The organism is Parachryseolinea silvisoli (genome assembly GCF_021190955.1).
Taxonomy (GTDB): domain Bacteria; phylum Bacteroidota; class Bacteroidia; order Cytophagales; family Cyclobacteriaceae; genus Ohtaekwangia; species Ohtaekwangia silvisoli.
Map to the genome: position 1 here is coordinate 666,473 of NZ_JAIOAO010000001.1, position 21,198 is coordinate 687,670.

Here is a 21,198-nt window from a genome sequence, read left to right on the forward strand (position 1 = left end):
CGTTTGAAGTGGCTTTTTTTATTACTTTGATTGCAAATCTTTACGCAGTTCGTTAGACGCCTATGCACTTTGCCGGGCACTGTCATCAAAGGAAAATGATTTATAGGTCCGGTTGTGCGTTGTCCCACTATGTAGTCATTTGAAGGTCAGAAATTGCAAACGGAAATTGGATTTTAGATTGAGTATCTGTAGGGTTTATGATTAACGGTCAATGACACTATTTATCTGATGAAGTGATGGACAACGTGCGTGAAAAATGATAGCTTTAGTGTACCATGCGCCTGAACTACATAAGAATTGCACTGCTGCCAGCATTTGCGGTTATACTGTATTCGTGCGAAGAAAAAATTGACTCCTTTACCGCTGCAGATAAGCTGGAAAAAATCGCGCAGCTGAATAGCGCGCTGGCTCCATGCAGCGATTTGTCAATCCCCGATTCGGTTACCGCCTGCGCCACCACCACATGCCGGCAGGTATTACAGGAACACCAAGCTGCTGCCATTATTTTTGACATTTGGATTAACTATGCGTGGGCCAACGCCTTATCGGCGCACTACGGAGAAAAGGCTATTGCCCTCATCGACCAAACCCTTCCGAAAACAGAGGACTACCCGCTGCTCTTCGAAAGAGCGCAGCTTCTGAGCCTGCGTAGCTATATAAACACCCGATCGTCGAACCGCCAGCTTGCCGTCTACGACGCTTACCAGGCGGCCGATATATACATGGAGCTGGGGCTTCATAGTGCCGCTGCCGTAAGTTATCTCAATATCGCCAACGTGCAGTACAATGCAGGCAATCACCAGATCGCCATCGAAAATGCGCTCCAGTCTACCACGCTCTATAGCGAGAGTCACCACCTCAGCAGGGGCGACTCCTTGCGCTGGCTGAATGCCTACAATACGATCGGCATGTCATACGCAGCGCTGCAAGACTATACCCGTGCTGCCGAATACTATCACCATGGCATGAATCTGGCTGAAAAACTACACCATGCGCTATGGGCAGGGATTATTACGGGGAATATGGGGAAATTGGACCTGTCAGAAGGTGATTATGATGAAGCCTGGGCAAAGCATAACGTGAACATACGTGTGGGTCTGAAATTCAACGAACTGGCTTCGGCGGGTCTTGCGCTCATGGGGCAAGCCGAAATACTCGAGCATAAGGGAATGTTGTACCCTGCCAAGATATACTACGACAGTGCCTGGGCTTTGATGCGAAAGGAGCGGCGTCCTGAAATATGGATCATTTACTTCCAAAAGATATCTACCTGGTATGAAATGGTAAAACAATACGACTCTGCCAACGCCAGCTATAAGCGATACATCGCTTTCCGGGACTCCACCCAAGGGGTACCGGCCTCTCAGCTGCTTCGCCTGCAAAATCAGATACAGTTCGAGAAACAGGTTAGTCTGCTGCGCGCGGAGAATGACCTTAAGAAAAGCAACCTCAAAACAAGTTATGTCATCATCCTTTCCTTTATAGCGATCCTGATACTGCTCTCTCTGTTGTTCTTCAGCCTGCGAAGAAACTACAGGAACATCCATGCGCTTAATGACGCGTTGGAGCGCAAAGTGAAAGAAAGAACCAACGAACTCGTCCGTCTCAACAAGGAGCTTGATACATACCTGTACAGGGCATCTCACGATGTGCGTCGCCCCATCCTTAGTATTATCGGCCTGGGCCGCCTTGCGGGGCTGGCACGCGACGAAAGTGAACGCCAGGCAATTCAACAAAAGATTGACATCACAGCCCACGATATGGACAGAATGCTATCAAAGATACGAATGGCCTATGAACTCGATAAGTTCGAAGACGTCCAGCATGTAGATATCAGCGCCTACCTGTCGTCGTTGCTGGCCAGGCTGGGTAAATCCAACCCTGAAGTCAAGTTTAATTTGTCCATCACCAACCCGGTGATCCTTAGGTTGTCGGTAAGCCTCCTCGATGTCATCTTCATCAACCTCATTGAAAATGCCTGTACGTTCCGCAACCCGGTAGATCCCCAGGTAAACCTCACCGTTATTTGCAGGAGTGACCACGTTCAAGTATCCGTCAAAGACAACGGCATCGGCATCGATCCAAAGCACCTGGAAACTATTTTCAGTCCCTACACACGCTATAGTGAACGCTCTGTCGGGAGTGGCCTGGGGCTTCACCTCACGCAAAAAGCTGTCCATAAGCTCAAGGGCAATATCACCGTGGAGAGTACACTATACCTGGGATCCGAGTTTAGAATAGAAATTCCGCTGCGAATTGATGTTGATACAGAACCGCGCGCTTCAGAGACCATGCGCTGAATCGGAACTCTGAATGAAAAGACCTTGATTCCCATTCCGCTGGTCGGACCTATGTTTGAAAATCAGTTTGCTTTTATCGGATAGCCGCCCTCGAAACAAGAGACCCTCTCTCCTGGAAAAAGGCCGCTTCTTCGAAGTCGCTTTTTTTTGATGAAGCCATTTTTCTACTCACTGCGCAATAAGGATATTCACAAACCCGTTAATCTCCTGAGTTCTATCCTTTACCTGAAACGACTTATGAAAATCACCCCCCGGGCCCACCTGGGCCTTCTCCTCGTGACAAGCTGTTTATTCCAGCACTGCGCCCCCTCCGAGCCATCAACACACCCCACTGACACCTGCACCCTGGCATCCGGGGGCATCATCACCATCCCGATCGACTCGACTACCATCAACTACAGCGTATACCCCACCCATTATGCCAATGATACCGCCGAATGGTACATAGACGGCAACGATTATGTCAATGGCATCGACTTTTATGACCTGGCTAAAGCAAAACTCGTCAAGCGAATCATCTTTCCGCAGAAGGGGATGAACGGTCTTACGTTCGCAAAGAAGCTGTATATTCAGTCGTTGGATTCGATCTATGTGTATTCGGAGGGCGACATGGTATACAGTGCCGGTACGCCGCAAATACTCCTGGTAAATTACAAAGGCGACGTATTGAAACGTTACCCGGTAATAACCCGCAAACCCCGCACCTCCTGGATGGCGCATCTGGCAGCACCCTTCACGATACGCGACGGCTATGCCTATTTCGCCTTCATGGTTTTCGGAGATAACCGTGAACAGATGGGGCATAAAGCCCTGGTGCGTTATAACCTGAAGACTGGAGCGTACGAAGAATACGGACCCGCCTACCCGGAAGTCTTTCGCAACTATATCTTTCGCGAATTTATCCCGGCCTTTACATTCGGTCACAATGACAATATCCTTGTTCGTTTCCCTTCGCTGCCGGAGCTTTATAACTACGACATGAAAACCGACAGCACCACGGTGATCCCGATGAATAGCCAGTATCAGAACAAGCCGATCACGCCCGACTCTACGGCGCAGGGGGCGTGGGAGCTGGACGACGATTTCCGCGATTTTCAGCAACACCGCTACCTGGGCGTGTATTACAGTCCCTATGACCACCTGTACTTTTCTGTATTCAGCGAAGCGATACCGGTAGCGGACTCGCTTGGTAATCGTCACGACTTTCATGACAGACCTTTGACGGTGATCATCATGGACGAAACCTTTAAACGTTGCGGCGAAATCCGCCTCCAAGACCACACCTATTTCCCTAACTTTATCCCCACCCGCCAGGGCCTGCTGATACCCCGTAGTCACCCGAAGAACCCCGAAAACGATGAGAGCAAAATACAATTTGAGATATTTCGCCCGGCAAGCCTGCCATAGCCGGCTCGCGGCCCTGTTCGCGCTCACGATCGCCGCTTCCTGCGGCCCACATTCCGAGCAGCCCGTAACCGCCCGCAAAGCCGCGAAACAGGACAGCGCCTCCGTACAGGCTGGGAACTTCATGCGCGACCACCAGGTCGTGTTGCAGAAAGAAAAACTATCCCAGCTCACGACCGAACTGAACGTGCAACCCGTGAAAGAAAAAATGCTGCTCGTGATCCCCACGCATGGCTGCGGCAGCTGCATCGAGGCCGCCCTGAAGTACACCTCCAGGCACGACGAACGCGAAAAGCTCACCACCGTCGTCAGTGGCACGAGCAAACGGTATTATACGCTGGCGGCCCACAAATTCGGCATCGACACCGCCAAGATCATCTTTGACAAGGAAACACGCCCTAACCGGTATGGCTTGATCACCCTCTATCCTACGCTTTTCCAGGTAACCCCAGATGGAACGATCGTAGCGACTGACCTGGACAGTGGCAACCTGCCCAAAGTCTTCGCAGACGCCGGACTGACTGTACAGTAGGGAGTACTACTCCATATCACCAAAAGAAGCCCATCCCGGTGGTCGGCACTATGTTTGAAAATCAGTTTGCTTTTATCGGATAGACCCTCTCTATTAACCAAACCCGCTTCGTTGGAAGTGGCTTTTTTCGTTATTTTGATTTCGATAGGTAATTGATAGGGCATGATGACGAGGCAGATTATATTTTTTTCTTTGGTATCAGTAATTCTTGGAGCACTATTCCGGAGAGCTGGTAGACGGATTTTAGCAAAAGGCAAATTGACGGAAGCGACAATCGTGGAAAATGTTTACCATCCCAATAAGTACGCGCTAAACCAACATGATGATGGCATCCATAATGATGAGGCCGGCACCTACTATCCGGTTATTCATTTCACGACCGACCAAGATGAACTTATCGCCAAACAATTAGACACGGGGGCCAACCTGCCAAGGTCTGTAGGACAAAAACTCCCAGTTGTCTACAACCCTGGAGATCCGAGTGACATTGTGACCTATCCGAGACTTAAGCTAGAAGTTATCCCGCGATTATTAATGACGCTGGGGGCCATCGGATTGATCGTTGTTGTGCTTGATGCTTTTGACATAGTCTCTGTTATTCCGAATTGACGAGTCGGCTTTAACGCATTATTGTATCGACTCGATAACATTCACCAAAAAGGGACTATATTATCGGTGGATGCTTCCGCATAAACTTGATGACGATAAAAAGCACTTTGAAAGAAGCGTTGCAGTAAAAGTTTAACGCCCGCTAGCAAATTTTTACAGGACATGAAAGCAGAACTTATTTACGTAGAATTAAAGACTGGGTACGGCGACAACGGACCAGCCTGGATTGGAAACGGGTTTTATAATCGAACTCGTAAGACAGTTTACTTCAATGGACAAGTGTTCTGCAGGAGTCAAGGTATCTCAGGTAACCACATTGACTTAGAAACCAGAGAAGAGTATTGGATTTCAGGAGTAAAGAAAAAGGGGACTGACAGACATTGGGCTGGCTCCGGTACAATAATGATTGACGAGAGTGTAATTGTCGACTATTTGGAGCTAAGAGGTCTGACAAGTTTGACAAAAGGGAAATATGAAATCGTGACACTCGACAACAAGACAGCAACCGAGACTTCGAAGCAGTTGGAAAATTCCAAATCAGTTGGCGACTTTAATGACTCACTGAGATTCAAAGAAATTTCAGATCTGACCGACACTGAATTAGTTGAGCTTATTGACTATTACGACAATCTCGACTTGACTTCGATTCACAAGAAGGCAAGAAAAGAATACATTGACAAGATAAATGAGTTGAAGGAACTTGAGAAGATTCGTGAAGTAAAAACACCGCCCAGCAAAAGTGCTTAATCAATAGCGGGCTCAATGTAAATGTGTAGTTTAGTTTTTCAAATTACAGTTGGTGTCGTGGAAAAGTAGAGCGCTTCGAATTCCCTCCACTGCTTATCCATAAACTTAGAAGGGCAGCCGCTAACAAAAGCTATAAGGCATTTGCCTTTTTTGATTATTTTGTAAATTACGGTAAGACCAACGCCTCGTAGCAAAACGTTAGCAGCAAGCACCGAAAAATTAGACCGAAAAACATTATTTCTAATGAATACAAAAAGGAATTTCAACAGCTCAAGAGCTCCTCGAATGAGTGACGCTTTTCCACAGGCAGTCATAGCTGACAACCTTATATTTATCTCCGGGACTCCAGGAATCGACCCTGCTACCGGACAGATTATCAGTTCTGACTTTGAACAACAGGTGCGACAGAGCTTTTCTAACATTAAGACAATCCTGGAAGACGCTGTGTCTGACATCTCCAAGGTTATTAAGACGACTATATTTATGGTAGCCGGAAATGACTTCGCAGTAGTAAATAAGGTTTACATTGAGTTTTTTCCTAATAATGCACCGGCAAGAAGCACACCCCAGGTTATGCCTTTTCCCGCCGGGATACTAGTATCCATTGAATGTATTGCCCAGATTTGACGCGAACGGGGCGATCAGTTGCCAAGTTGATTAAAACTATTTACAATCGAATTATGAAGAGCATTGTCCTGTTGAGAATTGATTTTCCAAAGCAAAAATAGGTCTACACGCACATTAAGAACCTACAGTACAGCATATGTATTATAGCTGTTGTTGTGGGGCGTTACTTATTACTCCACTCTAATTGATTTGAGTGTACCGATTGCAAATTCCAATTCCGCTTTCACTTCATTCTCGTCAATTCTATCCTTGTCAATTACGAATGAACAAATCAACAATGTGCCCTTGTCTCCTGTTGTCCAATTGTAAACCATTAAACTATCTCCGTCCTGTTCTATCTCTTTTTCCCAATAGACTGCGTCCTTGTCCCCGAGTTTTATTAATCTAGAACTTGGTTTTCTTTCAAGTTCTTCCTTTAAATTCTTCTTGAGTCTCTCAGGTTGCTGCTGGGCATTCTCGTCCTCAAGTCTCATTGCCGTGATCCGCAGATTCCCTTTCCATTCCTCATTGTCCATGAATAGATACGTTCCATCATCCTCGACAGATTGTGTCCAATGTTCAGGATAGTTTAACTCAAACCATCCGAGCGAAGATTCAAAAGTCTTTTGTCCCACGTGATCGCAGCTAATTAAAATTGTTAGTAATAGTATTTTGATTTTGTTGTCCACTTTGTCCGGAAGCAATGACCCACAACGTTTGTGCATAAGCAGTGGCGGGAATTCGAAGCGCTTCTCTGTCCCACGACACCAAACGTATTTTAAAAAACTAGACTACAAATTTACACTGAACCCCGCCATTGCTTATGCACTTTGTTGTAGGTAGTTGCCTGTCCTACACTAATCTGTTAGTCTAATTGTCACCTCAAATTTCCAGTCGTCAGTGTCAACCGGTGCAAAGTCATTTTCAATTTTACCTGGCGTCTCTTCTGCTTCAACAACAATCTCCAATAATCCTAACAGCAATCTTAAAGAAGCCGGTCTTTAAAAAGCCCGCAAAACAATTTAGCTTAGGGCTGTCTAACCCTGTTCTTATGTATTCCTTTGGTCTCAAGGTATGTTGCGCGTGGCTGATGGCTCTTAGCCTACCGGTTGTTTCCTGTCTGGCGCAAGGCGCGCCAGCGGCGGTCGTCCCCGGCGATTTTGCCGACCCCTCGGTCATCCGGGCAGACGGCCAGTATTATGCCATCGCCACATCGTCGGAGTGGGCGCCCCATTACCCCATCTACCGTTCCACGAACCTGACCGACTGGACACCGCAGGGGTATCTTTTCGATGTAAAACCCGAGTGGACCACGGGTTCCTTCTGGGCGCCGGAATATTTTGTTCACCAGCGTACCTACTATGTTTATTATACGGCACGCCGCAAGTCCGACAACGTCTCCTGCATTGGTGTGGCTACCTCTCCATATCCCGACCACGGTTTTGTAGACCGGGGCATCGTCGTCGACTTCGGCAAGGAAGCGATCGACGCGTTTATCTACAACAACAACGGCCAGCTGTACATCACCTTCAAAGCCTATGGCCTCGACCAACGGCCCATCGAGCTCCTCGGCAGCAAGCTCAGCGCCGACGGCCTGAAGATGGAGGGCGAAGTGTTCTCCCTGCTGCGCGACGACGAGCGCATCGGCATGGAAGGGCAAAGCCTCCTCAAGCACGGCGACTTCTTCTACCTGTTCTATTCCGCCGGCGCCTGCTGCGGGCAGGCGTGCAGCTACCACGTACGCGTCGCCCGGAGCTACAGCCTCCAGGGACCCTACGAAAAATATGACGGCGCCCCCCTCCTGGCCGACCAGCCCGATTGGAAATGTCCCGGTCACGGCACGTTCGTACAAGCCGATAACGGCAGCCTATACTACCTCTACCACGCCTACAACCGCCGCAGCCACGTCTTTACCGGCCGCGAAGGCATGCTGGCTCAACTCTCCTGGAACACCAACGGCTGGCCCGCGCTGGCCCCCGTAGACAAACACCTTCCGCTCCAAAACATCGTCGACGATTTTTCCGGCCAATCGGTCGCGCCGCGCTGGCAGTACGACTTCCGGCACGCAAAAACCAGTATCACCCAACGCAAAGGCAAACTCCGTCTAACCGGCATCACAACGCCCGGTAACAACACCGGCGTGGTGGCCACGGTGCGGCCCCAATCCGGCGCATTCGAGCTGGAAGCGACCGTAACAAATCAGAACGATGCGTTAAAAGGACTGGTATTTTACGGCGATGCCGGCGCGGCCATCGGCATCGGTGTGCGCGGCCATGCCGTAGAGTTCTGGCAAGTAAAAGATAATGTGCGCACGGTGGTGGACAGCACAACGCTCAAGGCTGCCGGGGCAAAGAACATCCGACTAAAGTTTGTCGTGCTGGGCAACGGATTGTGCCAGGCGTACTATGCCCTGTCGGGCAAGGAATGGAAAGCACTGGCAGCAGGAGTGCCCGTACCCGTAGCCTTTCTGCCGCAGTGGGACAGAAGTCCCCGCGCGGGGCTACATTTTCAAGGTACGGTGCATCAATGGGCGCGGTTCGATGATTTTGTGATGCGGCACTGGTAACCACACAGATCTATTATCGACTCCCAGCGTCCGGCCAATTTCTCCAGTGGGTGTTCGGTGGCAGTGTCGGCGCGTATATTTGTGTTGGCGGTAGATCTAATCGTTCCATCCTTGACTTCTCCAAACCTTGTCTTTGCTGTTATATTTTTCCGTTATCATAAACCCTCTTGAGTAAACTAGTGTAAATTCGTTCTTGTCCTCAATTTTTGAGAACTTGATCCCATAAGTCAAAGGATATCTGTCTGGAATTTGCCCGATTTGAGTTGTAATACTTTCAATTTCTTTGATTATAAATTCACTTCTAAGTCTTTGAACTTCGTCAACTGTCCATGTGGAGATAAACTGTGCGGCAATAAATATGGGCACCGCCAAGATAAAGTAGATGGATCTTTTTAGTTTGGTCCTGTCCCAAAAAAGATATCCAATCAGTAACGCAACTGATGCGAAGAGTAAAATTGCCAGAGGTATTAAGAGAAAGAAGGTCTCCACTACAACAAGGTAGTCAATGAACGGAAACACCAGTCCGAGGACAAAAATGCAGATGATTATGATTGTTTGTTGTCTCACTCGTCATTTAGAATTACCGCCAACACTCGAATATACGCAATAGCGTATATTTTTTATTTATCATGAAGTGCTGAAACTGCCCGTTCCCCTCGAATTTTAGGTATTTAGGAGGATATTTATTTTCGCGGTTTACCATGTACCCTGAGTTCCCTATGCACGATTCGGCAGCTGAACTGACACCTCATCTGTAGGTGGTGGCCCAAATGTATTGCTTCAATAATCTGCTCTTTGAATATCAAGTCTGTCAACCGTCCAGTAAATGTGTTCGCCAACAACTTTCGGGTCATTTGTCCAGCCACCTAAGTCAAGTTGAAAGTCGCCAAAGTTCGCAACGACTGGTTTCACTGATTGAATTGTCCCGTAACAATGGTAAGTCCAATCTTTAGTCTTTGACTTCTCAATCTTTTTTTCTCTTCTTTTATTCTCTCCAAAAATTGTATCCCACGTCAATGGGTACTCTAATTGAGTCAGTGTCACTTCAACTTTGTCCCCAGGTTTAAAATTGTATCCCCAGTAGAATGCATCGTATTGTCGTCCTTTGATACCAAATGTCAGGGTACCTTCGTGTCTATCTGTCTCGTTAACTTTTAATATTTCAACCTCAGTTGTCATTGTCTGGACAAATTACATAAAAAGGTCTCGTGTTTATGACGTTGTGTTGCTAAAATTATAGAAAATTCAATTCCCTCCTTAGGTAACATTTAATTATATCAATTTTTGACAGGCGCGTTTCATTACTATCAAATGCAAAGAGAGAAAAGAATAATTGCCAATTGTAGATTATAAGCGCTATAACAAAAGCTCCTGCAATGGTGTGCTATTTCTTTCGGTAAAAGGATTTTTGATTCTCTCCTTTATTCCATCAATAACTTCCTTAAAATAGTCAAATATAGCGTTTAACATTTGTCTTGTCTGTCGGCTTATTCTTATTGAGTTTGTGGTGCCTATAACGTTTGTGCATAAGCAGTGGCAGGAATTAAAAGCGCTTCATAGCCCCACGTCACCAAACGCATTTTGAAAAACCAAACTACAAATTTACACTGAACCCCGCCATTGATTATGCATTTTGGTTGGCGGTAGTTTTTTAGTCACCACCTTTTTAATTGCTTTTTAGTCAATCTTTCATATTCATTTAAAAGTCGGGAATAAACGTTATCCTCGACTTTATAGCCAGAAAGTTTAATGTCCTCTTTAGGTGTAGATATGTCAGCCGTTTGACACCTAACTTTTAAACCAGCTTTTTGCATTTCAACAACATTATTGGTCAGCCTTGTGTCATCAGACGAAGTCCCAATTATCTCCATGACTTTGCTGTCGTCATCATAGATTATTTCCCAAAATCTTTTCATGGTTGATAATTGTCTTTTACGATTTTTTGCCCAATTTCTCTAAATGGTTTAAATTTTAAGTGACTTATTTTTCGTTGTTGAAACCAGTCGTCTAAAGTATTGAAATATTCTTGCACGGCCTTAGTTTCATAAATAACCTGAAACTCATACTTAATAAAATTTAAGTCAGCCTCTTTAATAATTCCCATTTGATATAGCTGTCCAATGTTTGAAAATAGTCCAATGAGTTTGTCCAATTTTTTTTCATCTGATGACATATGAAAAGTATTTTCAACGTATTCGAATTGTCCATACTCTATTCGGTAATAAATGTCTTGCATATCAATGTCAGACGTAAATTGATTATACAATTGTAGAATCAGGTCTGCCCGTTTTTGCTTATTTGAGATGTACAACTGTCTAAAAGCAGCAAGTACTCCTATTGCTGTTGCAAATAATAGTAAGATGTTAATCTTGTCTGAAATTGTCACTTTATTAAGGTATCTTATTGCTGTGAAATTACCGCCAACACTCGAATATACGCAATAGCGTATATTTTTTATTTATCGTGAAGTGCTGAAACTGCCATTTTCCGCAGGAATTTTAGGTATTTAGTAGGAAATTTATTTTCACACCTTTATGATTGTACACTGCGGTCCTATGCACAATTCGGCGGCTGAACTCTTCATCGGTAGGTGGTAGCTCGTATTGAAATATGCTTTCAATGCCAATATTGTCTAGGATGCATTAACCTTCATTCCTTCCTCTAATGCTGGGCGATGTATTTTATAGAACCATTCTGGCACTAATGCCCCGTCTTTCCTGCTACAAAAGATCTTATCTTGTATCTTTCTCAACTCCTCCATCGATGGATTGTCTGAAGATTCTTTTAAGCCTAATAGCGCCCCTTTCAATTCATTTGATGCTTTACTTGACTTGTGGTTTTCCTGGTAAATCTTTATTGTCAAAATTATTGCCGGAAGTAATGGTGCAACAACCTGAATTACGATGATTCCAACGTCCTGCTTCATTACTAAGCTAATAATAAAGGAGAGCGTTGACATCCCTATCAGAACGTACAACGCTGTATTTTTGAATTTATCACGCAGGTTGCTGTCATACCAAAGATTTGTTTCCTGACAAAGTAAGATTGCTCTCTCTTGCGAGAGATCTTCAATATTTAAGTCATACCAATTTTCAATCGGTTTTTTCGGGTCTGGTGTGTATTCCTTGGATCGGTTATGAACAAAGTTTTTATCGGCTTTAGCTCCGCTGTTGTATTTATTCCACCCCATATTATACACGGCGCAGTCGAATTGCTCCTGTATTTTCGCGCCGTTTGTCCGCATTTTGGAAATAAAGGTTACAAAAACCAACAGATCCAACACTGAGACAAGAACAGAGAAACACAGAATGTGTGGAAGAAAATCTATGATGCTGTCTTTTGGCAACAGACGGATAAAATTGAACAGTACGGCGAAGCCTACAGTCAGTAGAATCTGCCAACCGAAAATTTGTTTAGCGCGCGCATATGTAACCCGCTGTGCCGCTAGGAGCTTCAGGTTTTCAGACGTATTCTGTAGTTCTTTAATAATGTTCACAGCTACACGGTAAATGATGGAAAATCAGGGCCAAATATTTCACCCCATTTTGCTATAGACTCTCTTTTTCGTCCCTTACCTTCATGGTCACGCGCTTCTCTGGCTCGATGGTAATCAAGTCTTGCGCGTTCTTGCACCAAGTTTCGTTCATCGGGTGTTAGGTGATTAATATCGCCTTGGTATCCCTTTGGATCATAAAACGGTTGCTGAACCTTATGGTAGACAAGCGCAAATAAATCACCCAACTCTTCATCAATAAAATCTGTGCTAGTTCTCCCAGGTGCATCGTAATACTCCAAGATCAAGTTTTCCAGAAAATAGGATTCCATAGTAGGCATAGTCGCGCGGTTAGTCCAATATTTCATTATGCGGATCATGTCAAGCACGGAAATCTTCTGCTTTCCATTTATTGAGGTAGTTCTGTCTTTATCGATACGAGGATCAGTTGGCTTCCAATTGCCAGTTCCATCTGGAATAAGGAAAAAAGTATCGCCTCCCGCATCTGGTATTGTAATAAAACATGGGACTATGTCAAAAACCCATTCGTAGGATTTAAGCTTCAACGTTGCTGCTTCTTGATTTCTTTTAACCACTGCGCTATCATACAACGGAACGTTTGACAAATACTCTTTAAATCGATTTACTACTTTGATCGAATTTAAGACATTTGTGCCGGGGTTACATTGGTCACGCTGCCGTGTTTCACCTTCAGGTAGACGAATTCTGTAACCACCAGTAATTGTTTCGCGCCAATTACTTTGTGCATGCATGACAATCATAATATCTATATCGTCCAGTTCGCGGATTTTGGTTTTGCGAGAAAAGGAACCATAGTCGATACTCGAAAAAGCCGGGTACATCAGAAAGAATTTTCCGTCTTCCGGAAATTTTTCTATCTCTTTGACTAAGTTGTTTTTACTTTTTTTAGCCACCTCTGTTCGATCAGCGTCTAGTCGAACAAAATCTTTCATGAACGTATCGAAGGCCCCTTTTGCTGTTGTTGCCATATCTTAATTGGGTAGGTAGATGATTTCAGTCATTGTATTGGATGTTCCTAACTTACAAGTCAGGATATTCTCGCTCCGTCACCCTTACTTCGTCGTGCTTTGTAAACCAACCCAGAAGTTTCACGTCATTTCTTACTTGCTCTTCCTTCTCCTTTGGAAAGGGGACTATGTCTTTAAGCAGGCCGATTTTAAACTGCTTGAACTCATTGGTGGTCGCAATTAGTATCATCGACTTACTTGCATAATTTGAATAAAGACTAAAACTATCTATCGTAATATCCAATAACATATCGACTCTGTCCCGGGGCAATTCAAACGGATAGAAAGCGAAGACTATCCCTATACCATTGAAATCGCCATACCTCCGTGCGAATTTGCTACCACTCATATCTTTGTACGAATGAAAGAATTGCAGAAAGTTTTTGGATATAACACGTCGATCAAATCTATTGAATGACATAAGTGCAGTAGCCAACTCGATGGACTGCGCATTCTTTTGGCTAAGTATTTCCCTCTTCACAAGATCATCAAGGAAATAGCTTTCTTTATCGAGTTCCTTTTTATTTATAACCTGCTTATTCTGAATAAATTCCGCCCAATTCCCATCGAATTGTACAAACATGCCGTTCACATCCCTTGACCGCATGTTATCTGGGAACTTCTTTTCATTTTTTAAAAAGCTCGCTAAAAGGTCGTGCTCCGTTCCGGAAATTAGAATACTTTGCTTTTCGGTGGGGTTAAACTGTTTCTCCGCATACTGAAAAAACTGAGCAGCGGTATTAGGCGAAAAATCATATTCCTCGCCGGGAAGTATGGTTACCGATTTGCCACTGAATAGTTCTTCGCGTTTTTGCAAATAGTCAAGGAAGTCAGGAATAGTATCAAGTTCGCGAACGATTGTCTCAAAAGCTTCTTTGTCCCATACAGTTATGAATTTGTCGTCTATCGTTTCTTGGTTGAATGGATAGAAACGTACACCTTCACCCAGGTTAACAATGATCCTTTGGATGTTCTTAATTTTTTCTTTCGGAAACCTCTCCACTTCACGTTGGGGATGCTTGATGTATATGTCCCTGTTACTCGTGAACAACTTTCTCTCAGCCCCGTAGATTTGCTTAACTGCCTTATCGATCGTACGCCGCAGATATCGTTCATACATATCTTTAAACTCGTAGTTTTTCACTGAGACGATGATTAGGGTATCACCGAACAGGATAAGTAAGTCGCAAATCTCCTTCTTGTCACCAGTCTCGTCTCGGGGTCCGGGGTAACACCAGTGCTCGAAAAAGGAGCTATAGGCGAGCTGGTTCACAAATTCTTCCCCGATACTTCCTTTTTCCGTAGAGTTCATTCAATAAATGTTAGCGTGAAGGATTGGCTGTTATCACCGAGTTCATGGGAGCTGTTCCTGAGAAACGGCAATGTTTCTGGTTGGAGTTGATCCTTGTGAACGGGGGTATTGCGCCAACATGACCTGTTCTCCGGGCTGGTGTTTTTTTTGAAGCATCCTGGAAACCCGGATCTAATTTGATAAAAAACGGGCGGAAATTGGCGTAAGATTTTCCTTAAAAAGACACTTTTTTTCCGAGGCTAAAGCCATTTTGTCCGAAAGCCTAATGCGTTTCCAGATGTTGAAGAGTCAGGTGGATACATGACACACCAGTGAGCTATACGCGACCAGCCTCTTCATGTTGTCGCTTGGAGCGACTACCCAGACACGAATAAAGCGTTGTCAAAGGAGAGCAGTCGATGTTAAGAAATGCACGTTTTTGCATATAGACGTCAAAATTGTCGTTTGCCGGGCATGATTGACCTCATTGGTTGCACTGGCCTAACAAGCGGCAAGAAGTTGGTTAAAAACAGCGTTTTTCGTTAATGTTGTTTGTTGATTTTAAGAGGTATTTAACGCTGCACGAGTGCGGGATCACTTGACTCATAATCAGAGGGTCGCGTCAGGCGACGCGCGAGTCGATACGCTCGAGCGTGTTACTAAAAAGAAAGAATCCATTTTACTGCACGCGATTTATAACCCCATCCTGAAAGCCAGCGGCGAGGTAGTGAAAATAGTAAAGCTGGCGACGCATATAAAGGCCGATTCTAATCGATAGCGCTATAGTCTCATCGCCAGCAACTATCTTATGGATTTTTTTTAATAAACAACGTTGGGGTTCCACCCGCTAATAGCAGGTCAAGATTTAAAGCAAATAGCACCGGTCCTATATCGCGTTCTAAAAAATCAAATAAGACGAGTCACTGGCGCATTATGTCAGCGCGGCCTCCAGACCCCGGATAAGTTCTGTGTGCTTGTTCGGATTGGTTGCAGCGAGCCTCTGCATATTCTGAAGTTTCCATTTCACGGCGGGCAGGTGCTGCAGGTCGTCCATTTTGATAAGTTCCCAGGCCGGCGTTGTTTGCTTAAAGCTCAACAGAAACTTTTTATCATTGGGCGTAAGGGATCTCTTCATTCCGGCGATCAGTTCCTCGCGGACCTGCACGTAATTCTCGTACGTGAAATCATCGGACGTCATGCCCTTGAATTGCAGTTCGAATGTTGCCTCCTGGTCCAGCCGATGCGGTTGTAGCAGTTCCTGCATCGGTCTGTAGTGGCTCAATAAAAACATCAAAAAGCCATTTTTTATCTGTTCGGTAATTCCTTCGTTCTTCAGCAAGTGATAAACATCAAACAGGTCGCGGGGGTGTTGCCGATCCAGCGCCGCACAGATTTTCCCGCCGTATAGTTCTTCGATCGCGACGACTTTAATGGCGGCAAATTTTTCAAATTCTTTCTGCACCACGTCGGTTACGGGTAGTAGTTTTTCCGGAAATAAAACACCCCGCGTCGTTGTATTCACTTCAATTTTCACATGGGCCTCGGGCGTCTGGCAGTTTAGCTTAACATCCTGGCCCTGTCCTTCCGGCACGCGGGAAATTGAAATAGGTTTCAACGCTACCGTAAGTCGCTCTGTGATTCGATCCAGTGCCGCGGCAATATTTTGCAGGGCCGTGGCTCGATCATCCTGCCAGCGGGTATAGGTCAAATCAATATCGACGGATAATCGCGGCATATTGCGGATAAACAGATTGATGGCTGTGCCGCCTTTGAGCGCGAGATTTTCTTCCCGTGCCACGTGGGGCAATATCCTGAGCAATAAATCAACCTGCGCCTTATATCTTTCTTGTATCATACTGTCAGGAGTTCTGGCGGAAGATTTATTTGGAATTGAGCATTGTACCGGCCACCCTTTACGATACTTCTGTCACCCTTCCCTAAATCGATCTTTAGCTGATCGACGAAGTGCAGCCATTGGTGTTGCGCCTTGGTGGCCATAAACAAAAACAACCGCTTCACTTTGACGGACGAGCATGCTTCGAGCAGTTCCTGCACCAATGCCGGCCGTAAGTTGGAAAGTCCCTCCATGAGGTGGTAACACTCTACTAAGTCCATTTTATCGGGCGCCAGGTATAAGCACTCCAACATCGCGCGTTCGGGGCCGGCGATCGTTATGGAGTAGCCGAGTTCCGCATGTTCTTTCAGGCCTATATCTTCGGGCAGGAATGAGGACTGTATATTCTGAATTTTCTGGCCGGAAAAAAAATCATTGAACCACTTCGGCAGTGCGGTATTGCGGGGAGAAAAAAGCCATATCTGTTCCTTGCCCATTCTGAGGTAATGGCTTTGTCCCTGCCAGGCCAGCGCGGTCGGGCCGCCCACATGAATTTTTTCGTTCGCCTGGCGCTGGATCGCATATAACCCCCCGGTCCAAATGACTGGATCCCCCGGGCGCTTATATGCTCCCGGGCCTATTGTTCCCAGCCAACCGCTTTTCTTATAGCGCTTTTGAAGGTCACGCGATATTCCCAGCGTTTCGAGCCACTTGGCGAGCAGGACCGTGCCCGGCTGGTGCAGCGTCAGCAGTTTCTTTATTTTTGACTCATTTTCGGTACCCACAGTACCAAAATCCGAATTTTTATACTGAAAACCAATCCAGCGCATTAAAATTGTTCGATTTTAGGAACTAAAAGTACCGAAATTCAAATATTTTTAATGCCCCTTTATTCGGCGTGTGATAGGAATGTGTTGCACCAGTCAACCTGATAAATTCATGTCGTACGATAGGGGGCTTGCGGCCCTATAATGATTTCCGGCGTCTCTGCCGTCAAGTGCTATACTTAATCCAGTTGATCGGTATCGCCATAAGATCATGGAGTATGTGCATAACCACAAAAATCACATGCTGGTGTTTATCGACATAGCCGACGAAAAAATTCTCATATTTTTATATATTAACCCCCATATAGTATACAGACCCCTCTATGATTGCCTGAAACCTAAATCTCAATCATAGACGCCATGAGGCCATTTTTTAATTATTTCGTTATCCCCTCTCTTCTTCGTAGTCACTTTGTTACGGCATTGCCACTGTATCGCTACGGCACATAACGCCATCGTTACTGCTTTTACTTTTTAACTCTTACCCGGCTGACCAACCGGAAGTTAAACCGTTTGGTCGCCGTTGTTGGGATCTACCGTTAATTGTCACGAACGATGGAAATTTATATACAAATGGCCGGTGGCCCCTTGCCGGCCTTGCGAAAGATTGTGGAAGATGTTGGCTCATTACACTATGCACTGACGCAGTTAGCCGACAGTCCCGCCGATGGCGATTCTGTCTTTGAACAAGCAATCGACACCCTCGACGAATTCTTTGACCGCGTCCACATGGAGCTTTACCTGGACTACCGCGGCCAGCATGAAGAGCATGCGCGAGGCACCTACCTTGCCCTTTGTCAGTACACCGTTCTGCAACTAACCGGCCACCTGCTGCGCTATACCCAGCCAGACCAACTATACGGCACACCTTCGCACAGCACCTGGACCGACAAGTGTTGCCGGCATATTTACCGGGCACTGGACGGCCTTCTCGCCTATACTGTCACATTAGCGGGCGGAAAGATCGACCCCGCTCTGCCCGTGCCGCGTTCGGTACGCCCCCTGCTACAAGAGATACTCCTGCATGATCTTGACTCCCTTCAGGCACGGCTTGACGCCATGCAGGTCAGCTCACAGCTGGTGGAGATCGCGCTCGCACCCTTTCACGCACTGCGCCACGACGCCATTGTCACCTTACACACCCTGCGCTACCAGCGCAGCATCATACAAGTGCTAATCGCCAAAGATTTTAACGCGCCGGCGTTTATCGACTACTGTCAGCAGATGTTTCGAGGACAACCCGAAACTATTCCACAGACTACCACGCAGGCGTTACATCCCCATCTGCCCAGCGCACGGGAACAACTCGCGAAGCGACCCGGGCAGCCGCCGCCCGAACAGCAGCAACGAGACCTACAGACGATGAAGATGCAGAGGATGGCGATGAGATCGTATCCAGCGACAGCTTTCTCAGCTGGATCTCGCCGCGCGTGCTGGGTGCGATTCTGTACGCAGCCTGGAAAGAAAATGTCATCCAATGGGGAAAAGATGATACCCAACTCTCCAAACGCGTCATGCTACAGCGGTCCATCCTGGCGCCGATAAAAGCAGAGTCTATTCGGCGGAGTCGAGGATAGCATGAAGTAAGAAATTGAATAAGTGCATCTCGGACTGTCCACTCCATCTAATTCAGTTCTGGCTGGAAACGCTGTAACCCGTGGTTAATCCCATGGACTAAAGATCAAAGTGTGCGCATCTGCCTCAGGTCTTAGCCCTTCTATTTACACCTCTCTACTCCTCGCGCTTCTTCACCACTGCCAGGCTAATAGCCGTCATTGCCCCAGCGGTCGCCACTAGATAATCCACAATATTTTCAAGACTGCCCGTGCGTGGTGTTAAAATTTGATGCGTGTACACTTTTCAACACTGTGGTATAAGAATCCCCCGTACATTATTCCATAAAACATAAACCGTTCTAAAATCGAGACCACAACTTATTATACTTCACAAGTACTTTGTCGACACCAGATTCTTCACCTCTTATACACTTTTGTATGGACTTATTGTTACGATTTTGGTAGTATTGTTTTATCATTTGATACTCTTTAGCGTATCCAAATTAAATCTGCGTGAAGTTCTGGTCACATTCACCAACAACAAGCGGCTCTTACAGTATTACTTTATGATAAATGGAACTGAAGAAAAGGCGATGCTGACATCACTTGCAAAAGGTAGTAGATTAGCCTTTAAGCAGGTCTTCGATCTCTATTACACAAGTGTGTTCACATACGCTCGAAAATATCTCCATTCAACTGAAGAGGCAGAGGAAGCTACCCAAGATGTTTTTATTCGGATATGGACTAAGCGGGCATACTTAGCTGACGTTGACAACTTCAGCACATATCTGTTTTCAGTGAAAAAGAACATCATGGCAAGAAGGCTGAAAAATTTGGTTCTAAATACGTATCTGGGTGAAGACAATGTAATCGAACTTCTATCAGATCGAAGCGCGGATGACGAAATTCGGACAACACAAGCTACTGCTGCTTATGACCACGCACTCCAAACCTTACCACCATACCAGTTGAGAGTATATACCATGGTGAAAGAGCAAGAAATGACTTACGAACAGGTCGGCAACGAATTAAACATTAGCACCAATACTGTAAAATTCCACATGAAGGAAGCTTTTCGTTTTTTACGGCAACGGCTGAAGCCATTCACTCCCCTCGTAGCATTGTTAGCTCCAAACTTTGTTTCTATACTCCGCTCATTCACCCGGTAATAGGAAACAACAACACACTGGTAACGTTAGCACAAATATATTTCATATTGTCACTACCCTTGAAAGGGTGCTAGGTATCTACCCAAGTAAGTGTAGGTATATAGGAAAACCGAAAGTACGTTTTTTTGGAGTAGCCGACGCTTTTCCATTTTATGCTTATCGGGATCACAGAACATTACAAACCATTATGCCAAAAAACCTAGAAACGTTACTTAAACGTTGGAAACAAGGAGAGATCACTAATAAAGAATTAGCGATCCTAAAAGATATGCTTCATTCCCAAAAGCACCAAGGTGAATATCTGGAAATATTAGAAGGTATGGAGGGAAGCGATCAATTCTCAGCCGAGGCTGACAAGAGCTATGAAAAAACATACCAATCATTAGTGGCACAGATCGATTCGACCGAAAGAAATCACAATTTTAAACTGACACGAGTAGCCGCTGTTGCCGCATCGATTGCGTTAGTGTTAGCGGTTACACTATGGTCACTACGTTCAACACAGCTTTTAGTAGACTATCATGACATTGCCAAGGTAGAGTTTACCGGGAAGCAATATATTAAACTACCTGACGGTACTGCCGTAATTCTAAACGACAGCAGCTACCTGGTTTACGATAGTGGAAGTTTTGGAGCTGCCACTCGTGAGGTTAGGCTTATCGGAGAGGCCTACTTTGATGTAGCGCACAATTCTGAAAGACCATTCATTGTTCACACGCAGGAAGTGTCTACGACTGTATTAGGAACTGCCTTTAATATCAAGGCCTTAAATCAAAAATCGGAAATCGTTGTGACCGTGACCAGAGGACAAGTTAGAGTCGGAAATACAGAAAAGGTTTTTGATTATCTACTACCTGATGAGTCACTCACGATAAATTCTCAAACGTTCAGCTATTCAAAGCACTCGGTTCAAGCTGAAAATGTAGTTGCCTGGAAATCCAGCATGCTGATTATGGATAATGTCTCTATGCTCGATGCAGCGAAAATACTTTCGGAACATTTCAATACAAAAATTAAGATTAGCGAGTCACTTGATAGCTGCCGTGTCACCGCATACTTCACAAAAGGAGAATCGCTTGAGCAGGTATTGGACATTATCAGTTTGTCAAAAAACGGAAACTATGAAATGAAAAAGGGGTCGGCCTCCATTGCAGGCACCTGCGAGTAAACACGTTTATAATAACTAACCTAAAAACCTATGCAAGACACTACAAC

At 45.5% G+C, this 21,198-nt stretch carries 20 protein-coding genes; 10 read left to right on the forward strand and 10 right to left on the reverse strand.

The genetic code is table 11. The annotated features are described in order from the left end of the window. Positions 1-275: 275 nt before the first annotated feature. From K7P01_RS02800 to K7P01_RS02825, 6 genes are all read left to right on the forward strand, one after another. Positions 276-2,300 (forward strand): tetratricopeptide repeat-containing sensor histidine kinase, encoded by a 2,025-nt coding sequence (locus K7P01_RS02800; protein WP_267289599.1) that lies wholly within the window; start codon positions 276-278, stop codon positions 2,298-2,300. A gap of 237 nt (positions 2,301-2,537) precedes the next feature. Continuing rightward, positions 2,538-3,707, forward strand: coding sequence for a DUF4221 domain-containing protein (locus tag K7P01_RS02805; RefSeq protein WP_267289601.1), 1,170 nt, complete (start codon positions 2,538-2,540; stop codon positions 3,705-3,707). Further along, positions 3,658-4,236 carry a hypothetical protein gene (locus K7P01_RS02810; RefSeq protein ID WP_267289603.1) on the forward strand — a complete coding sequence of 193 codons (579 nt, stop codon included), beginning with the start codon at positions 3,658-3,660 and terminating at the stop codon, positions 4,234-4,236. Before K7P01_RS02805 ends, K7P01_RS02810 begins: the two co-directional genes overlap by 50 nt. Before the next feature lie 162 nt (positions 4,237-4,398). Further along, a complete protein-coding gene (locus tag K7P01_RS02815) occupies positions 4,399-4,845 on the forward strand; it encodes a DUF3592 domain-containing protein (protein WP_267289605.1) in 447 nt (148 codons plus the stop codon). A 162-nt stretch (positions 4,846-5,007) separates the two neighbouring features. Beyond that, a complete protein-coding gene (locus tag K7P01_RS02820; RefSeq protein ID WP_267289607.1) occupies positions 5,008-5,592 on the forward strand; it encodes a hypothetical protein in 585 nt (194 codons plus the stop codon). Between the two features lie 243 nt (positions 5,593-5,835). Further along, complete coding sequence (locus tag K7P01_RS02825) at positions 5,836-6,219, forward strand: RidA family protein (RefSeq protein WP_267289609.1); 384 nt, start codon at positions 5,836-5,838, stop codon at positions 6,217-6,219. 170 nt (positions 6,220-6,389) lie between these two features. Here the strand turns inward: K7P01_RS02825 and K7P01_RS02830 are convergent, their stop codons facing one another. After that, positions 6,390-6,833: a DUF3805 domain-containing protein gene (locus K7P01_RS02830; RefSeq protein ID WP_267289611.1), complete on the reverse strand. Its 444-nt coding sequence runs from the start codon at positions 6,831-6,833 to the stop codon at positions 6,390-6,392. Between the two features lie 416 nt (positions 6,834-7,249). Between K7P01_RS02830 and K7P01_RS02835 the strand changes: the two genes are divergently transcribed. After that, positions 7,250-8,764: a family 43 glycosylhydrolase gene (locus K7P01_RS02835; protein ID WP_267289613.1), complete on the forward strand. Its 1,515-nt coding sequence runs from the start codon at positions 7,250-7,252 to the stop codon at positions 8,762-8,764. A gap of 96 nt (positions 8,765-8,860) precedes the next feature. On the opposite strand, the gene K7P01_RS02840 is transcribed toward K7P01_RS02835, so the two are convergent. The 9 genes from K7P01_RS02840 to K7P01_RS02880 form a co-directional block, all read right to left on the reverse strand. Continuing rightward, positions 8,861-9,331, reverse strand: a complete 471-nt coding sequence (locus K7P01_RS02840; RefSeq protein ID WP_267289615.1) for a hypothetical protein — start codon at positions 9,329-9,331, stop codon at positions 8,861-8,863. Positions 9,332-9,544: 213 nt separating this feature from the next. Continuing rightward, on the reverse strand, positions 9,545-9,943 hold the full coding sequence (locus tag K7P01_RS02845; RefSeq protein WP_267289617.1) for a hypothetical protein: 399 nt from the start codon (positions 9,941-9,943) through the stop codon (positions 9,545-9,547). Positions 9,944-10,419: 476 nt separating this feature from the next. After that, the gene (locus K7P01_RS02850; protein ID WP_267289619.1) at positions 10,420-10,680 is read right to left on the reverse strand and encodes a hypothetical protein; all 261 of its coding nucleotides are present in this window, start codon (positions 10,678-10,680) and stop codon (positions 10,420-10,422) included. Beyond that, positions 10,677-11,150, reverse strand: coding sequence for a hypothetical protein (locus K7P01_RS02855; protein ID WP_267289621.1), 474 nt, complete (start codon positions 11,148-11,150; stop codon positions 10,677-10,679). Before K7P01_RS02855 ends, K7P01_RS02850 begins: the two co-directional genes overlap by 4 nt. A 246-nt stretch (positions 11,151-11,396) precedes the next feature. Next, on the reverse strand, positions 11,397-12,260 hold the full coding sequence (locus K7P01_RS02860) for an S-4TM family putative pore-forming effector (RefSeq protein ID WP_267289623.1): 864 nt from the start codon (positions 12,258-12,260) through the stop codon (positions 11,397-11,399). A gap of 2 nt (positions 12,261-12,262) precedes the next feature. Further along, entirely contained in the window at positions 12,263-13,267 is a 1,005-nt protein-coding gene (locus K7P01_RS02865) for a nucleotidyltransferase family protein (protein ID WP_267289625.1), read from the reverse strand. A gap of 52 nt (positions 13,268-13,319) precedes the next feature. Then, the gene (locus K7P01_RS02870; RefSeq protein ID WP_267289627.1) at positions 13,320-14,618 is read right to left on the reverse strand and encodes a hypothetical protein; all 1,299 of its coding nucleotides are present in this window, start codon (positions 14,616-14,618) and stop codon (positions 13,320-13,322) included. A 910-nt stretch (positions 14,619-15,528) separates the two neighbouring features. Further along, complete coding sequence (locus tag K7P01_RS02875; protein WP_267289629.1) at positions 15,529-16,452, reverse strand: nucleotidyl transferase AbiEii/AbiGii toxin family protein; 924 nt, start codon at positions 16,450-16,452, stop codon at positions 15,529-15,531. Next, the gene (locus K7P01_RS02880) at positions 16,449-17,261 is read right to left on the reverse strand and encodes a type IV toxin-antitoxin system AbiEi family antitoxin (protein ID WP_267289631.1); all 813 of its coding nucleotides are present in this window, start codon (positions 17,259-17,261) and stop codon (positions 16,449-16,451) included. Before K7P01_RS02880 ends, K7P01_RS02875 begins: the two co-directional genes overlap by 4 nt. A 552-nt stretch (positions 17,262-17,813) precedes the next feature. On the opposite strand from K7P01_RS02880, the gene K7P01_RS02885 reads away from it, so the two are divergent. From K7P01_RS02885 to K7P01_RS02895, 3 genes are all read left to right on the forward strand, one after another. After that, positions 17,814-18,803, forward strand: coding sequence for a hypothetical protein (locus K7P01_RS02885; RefSeq protein ID WP_267289633.1), 990 nt, complete (start codon positions 17,814-17,816; stop codon positions 18,801-18,803). Positions 18,804-19,380: 577 nt separating this feature from the next. Then, positions 19,381-19,983 (forward strand): RNA polymerase sigma factor, encoded by a 603-nt coding sequence (locus K7P01_RS02890; protein ID WP_267289635.1) that lies wholly within the window; start codon positions 19,381-19,383, stop codon positions 19,981-19,983. A 187-nt stretch (positions 19,984-20,170) separates the two neighbouring features. Then, positions 20,171-21,151, forward strand: a complete 981-nt coding sequence (locus tag K7P01_RS02895) for a FecR family protein (protein ID WP_267289637.1) — start codon at positions 20,171-20,173, stop codon at positions 21,149-21,151. Positions 21,152-21,198: the final 47 nt, after the last annotated feature.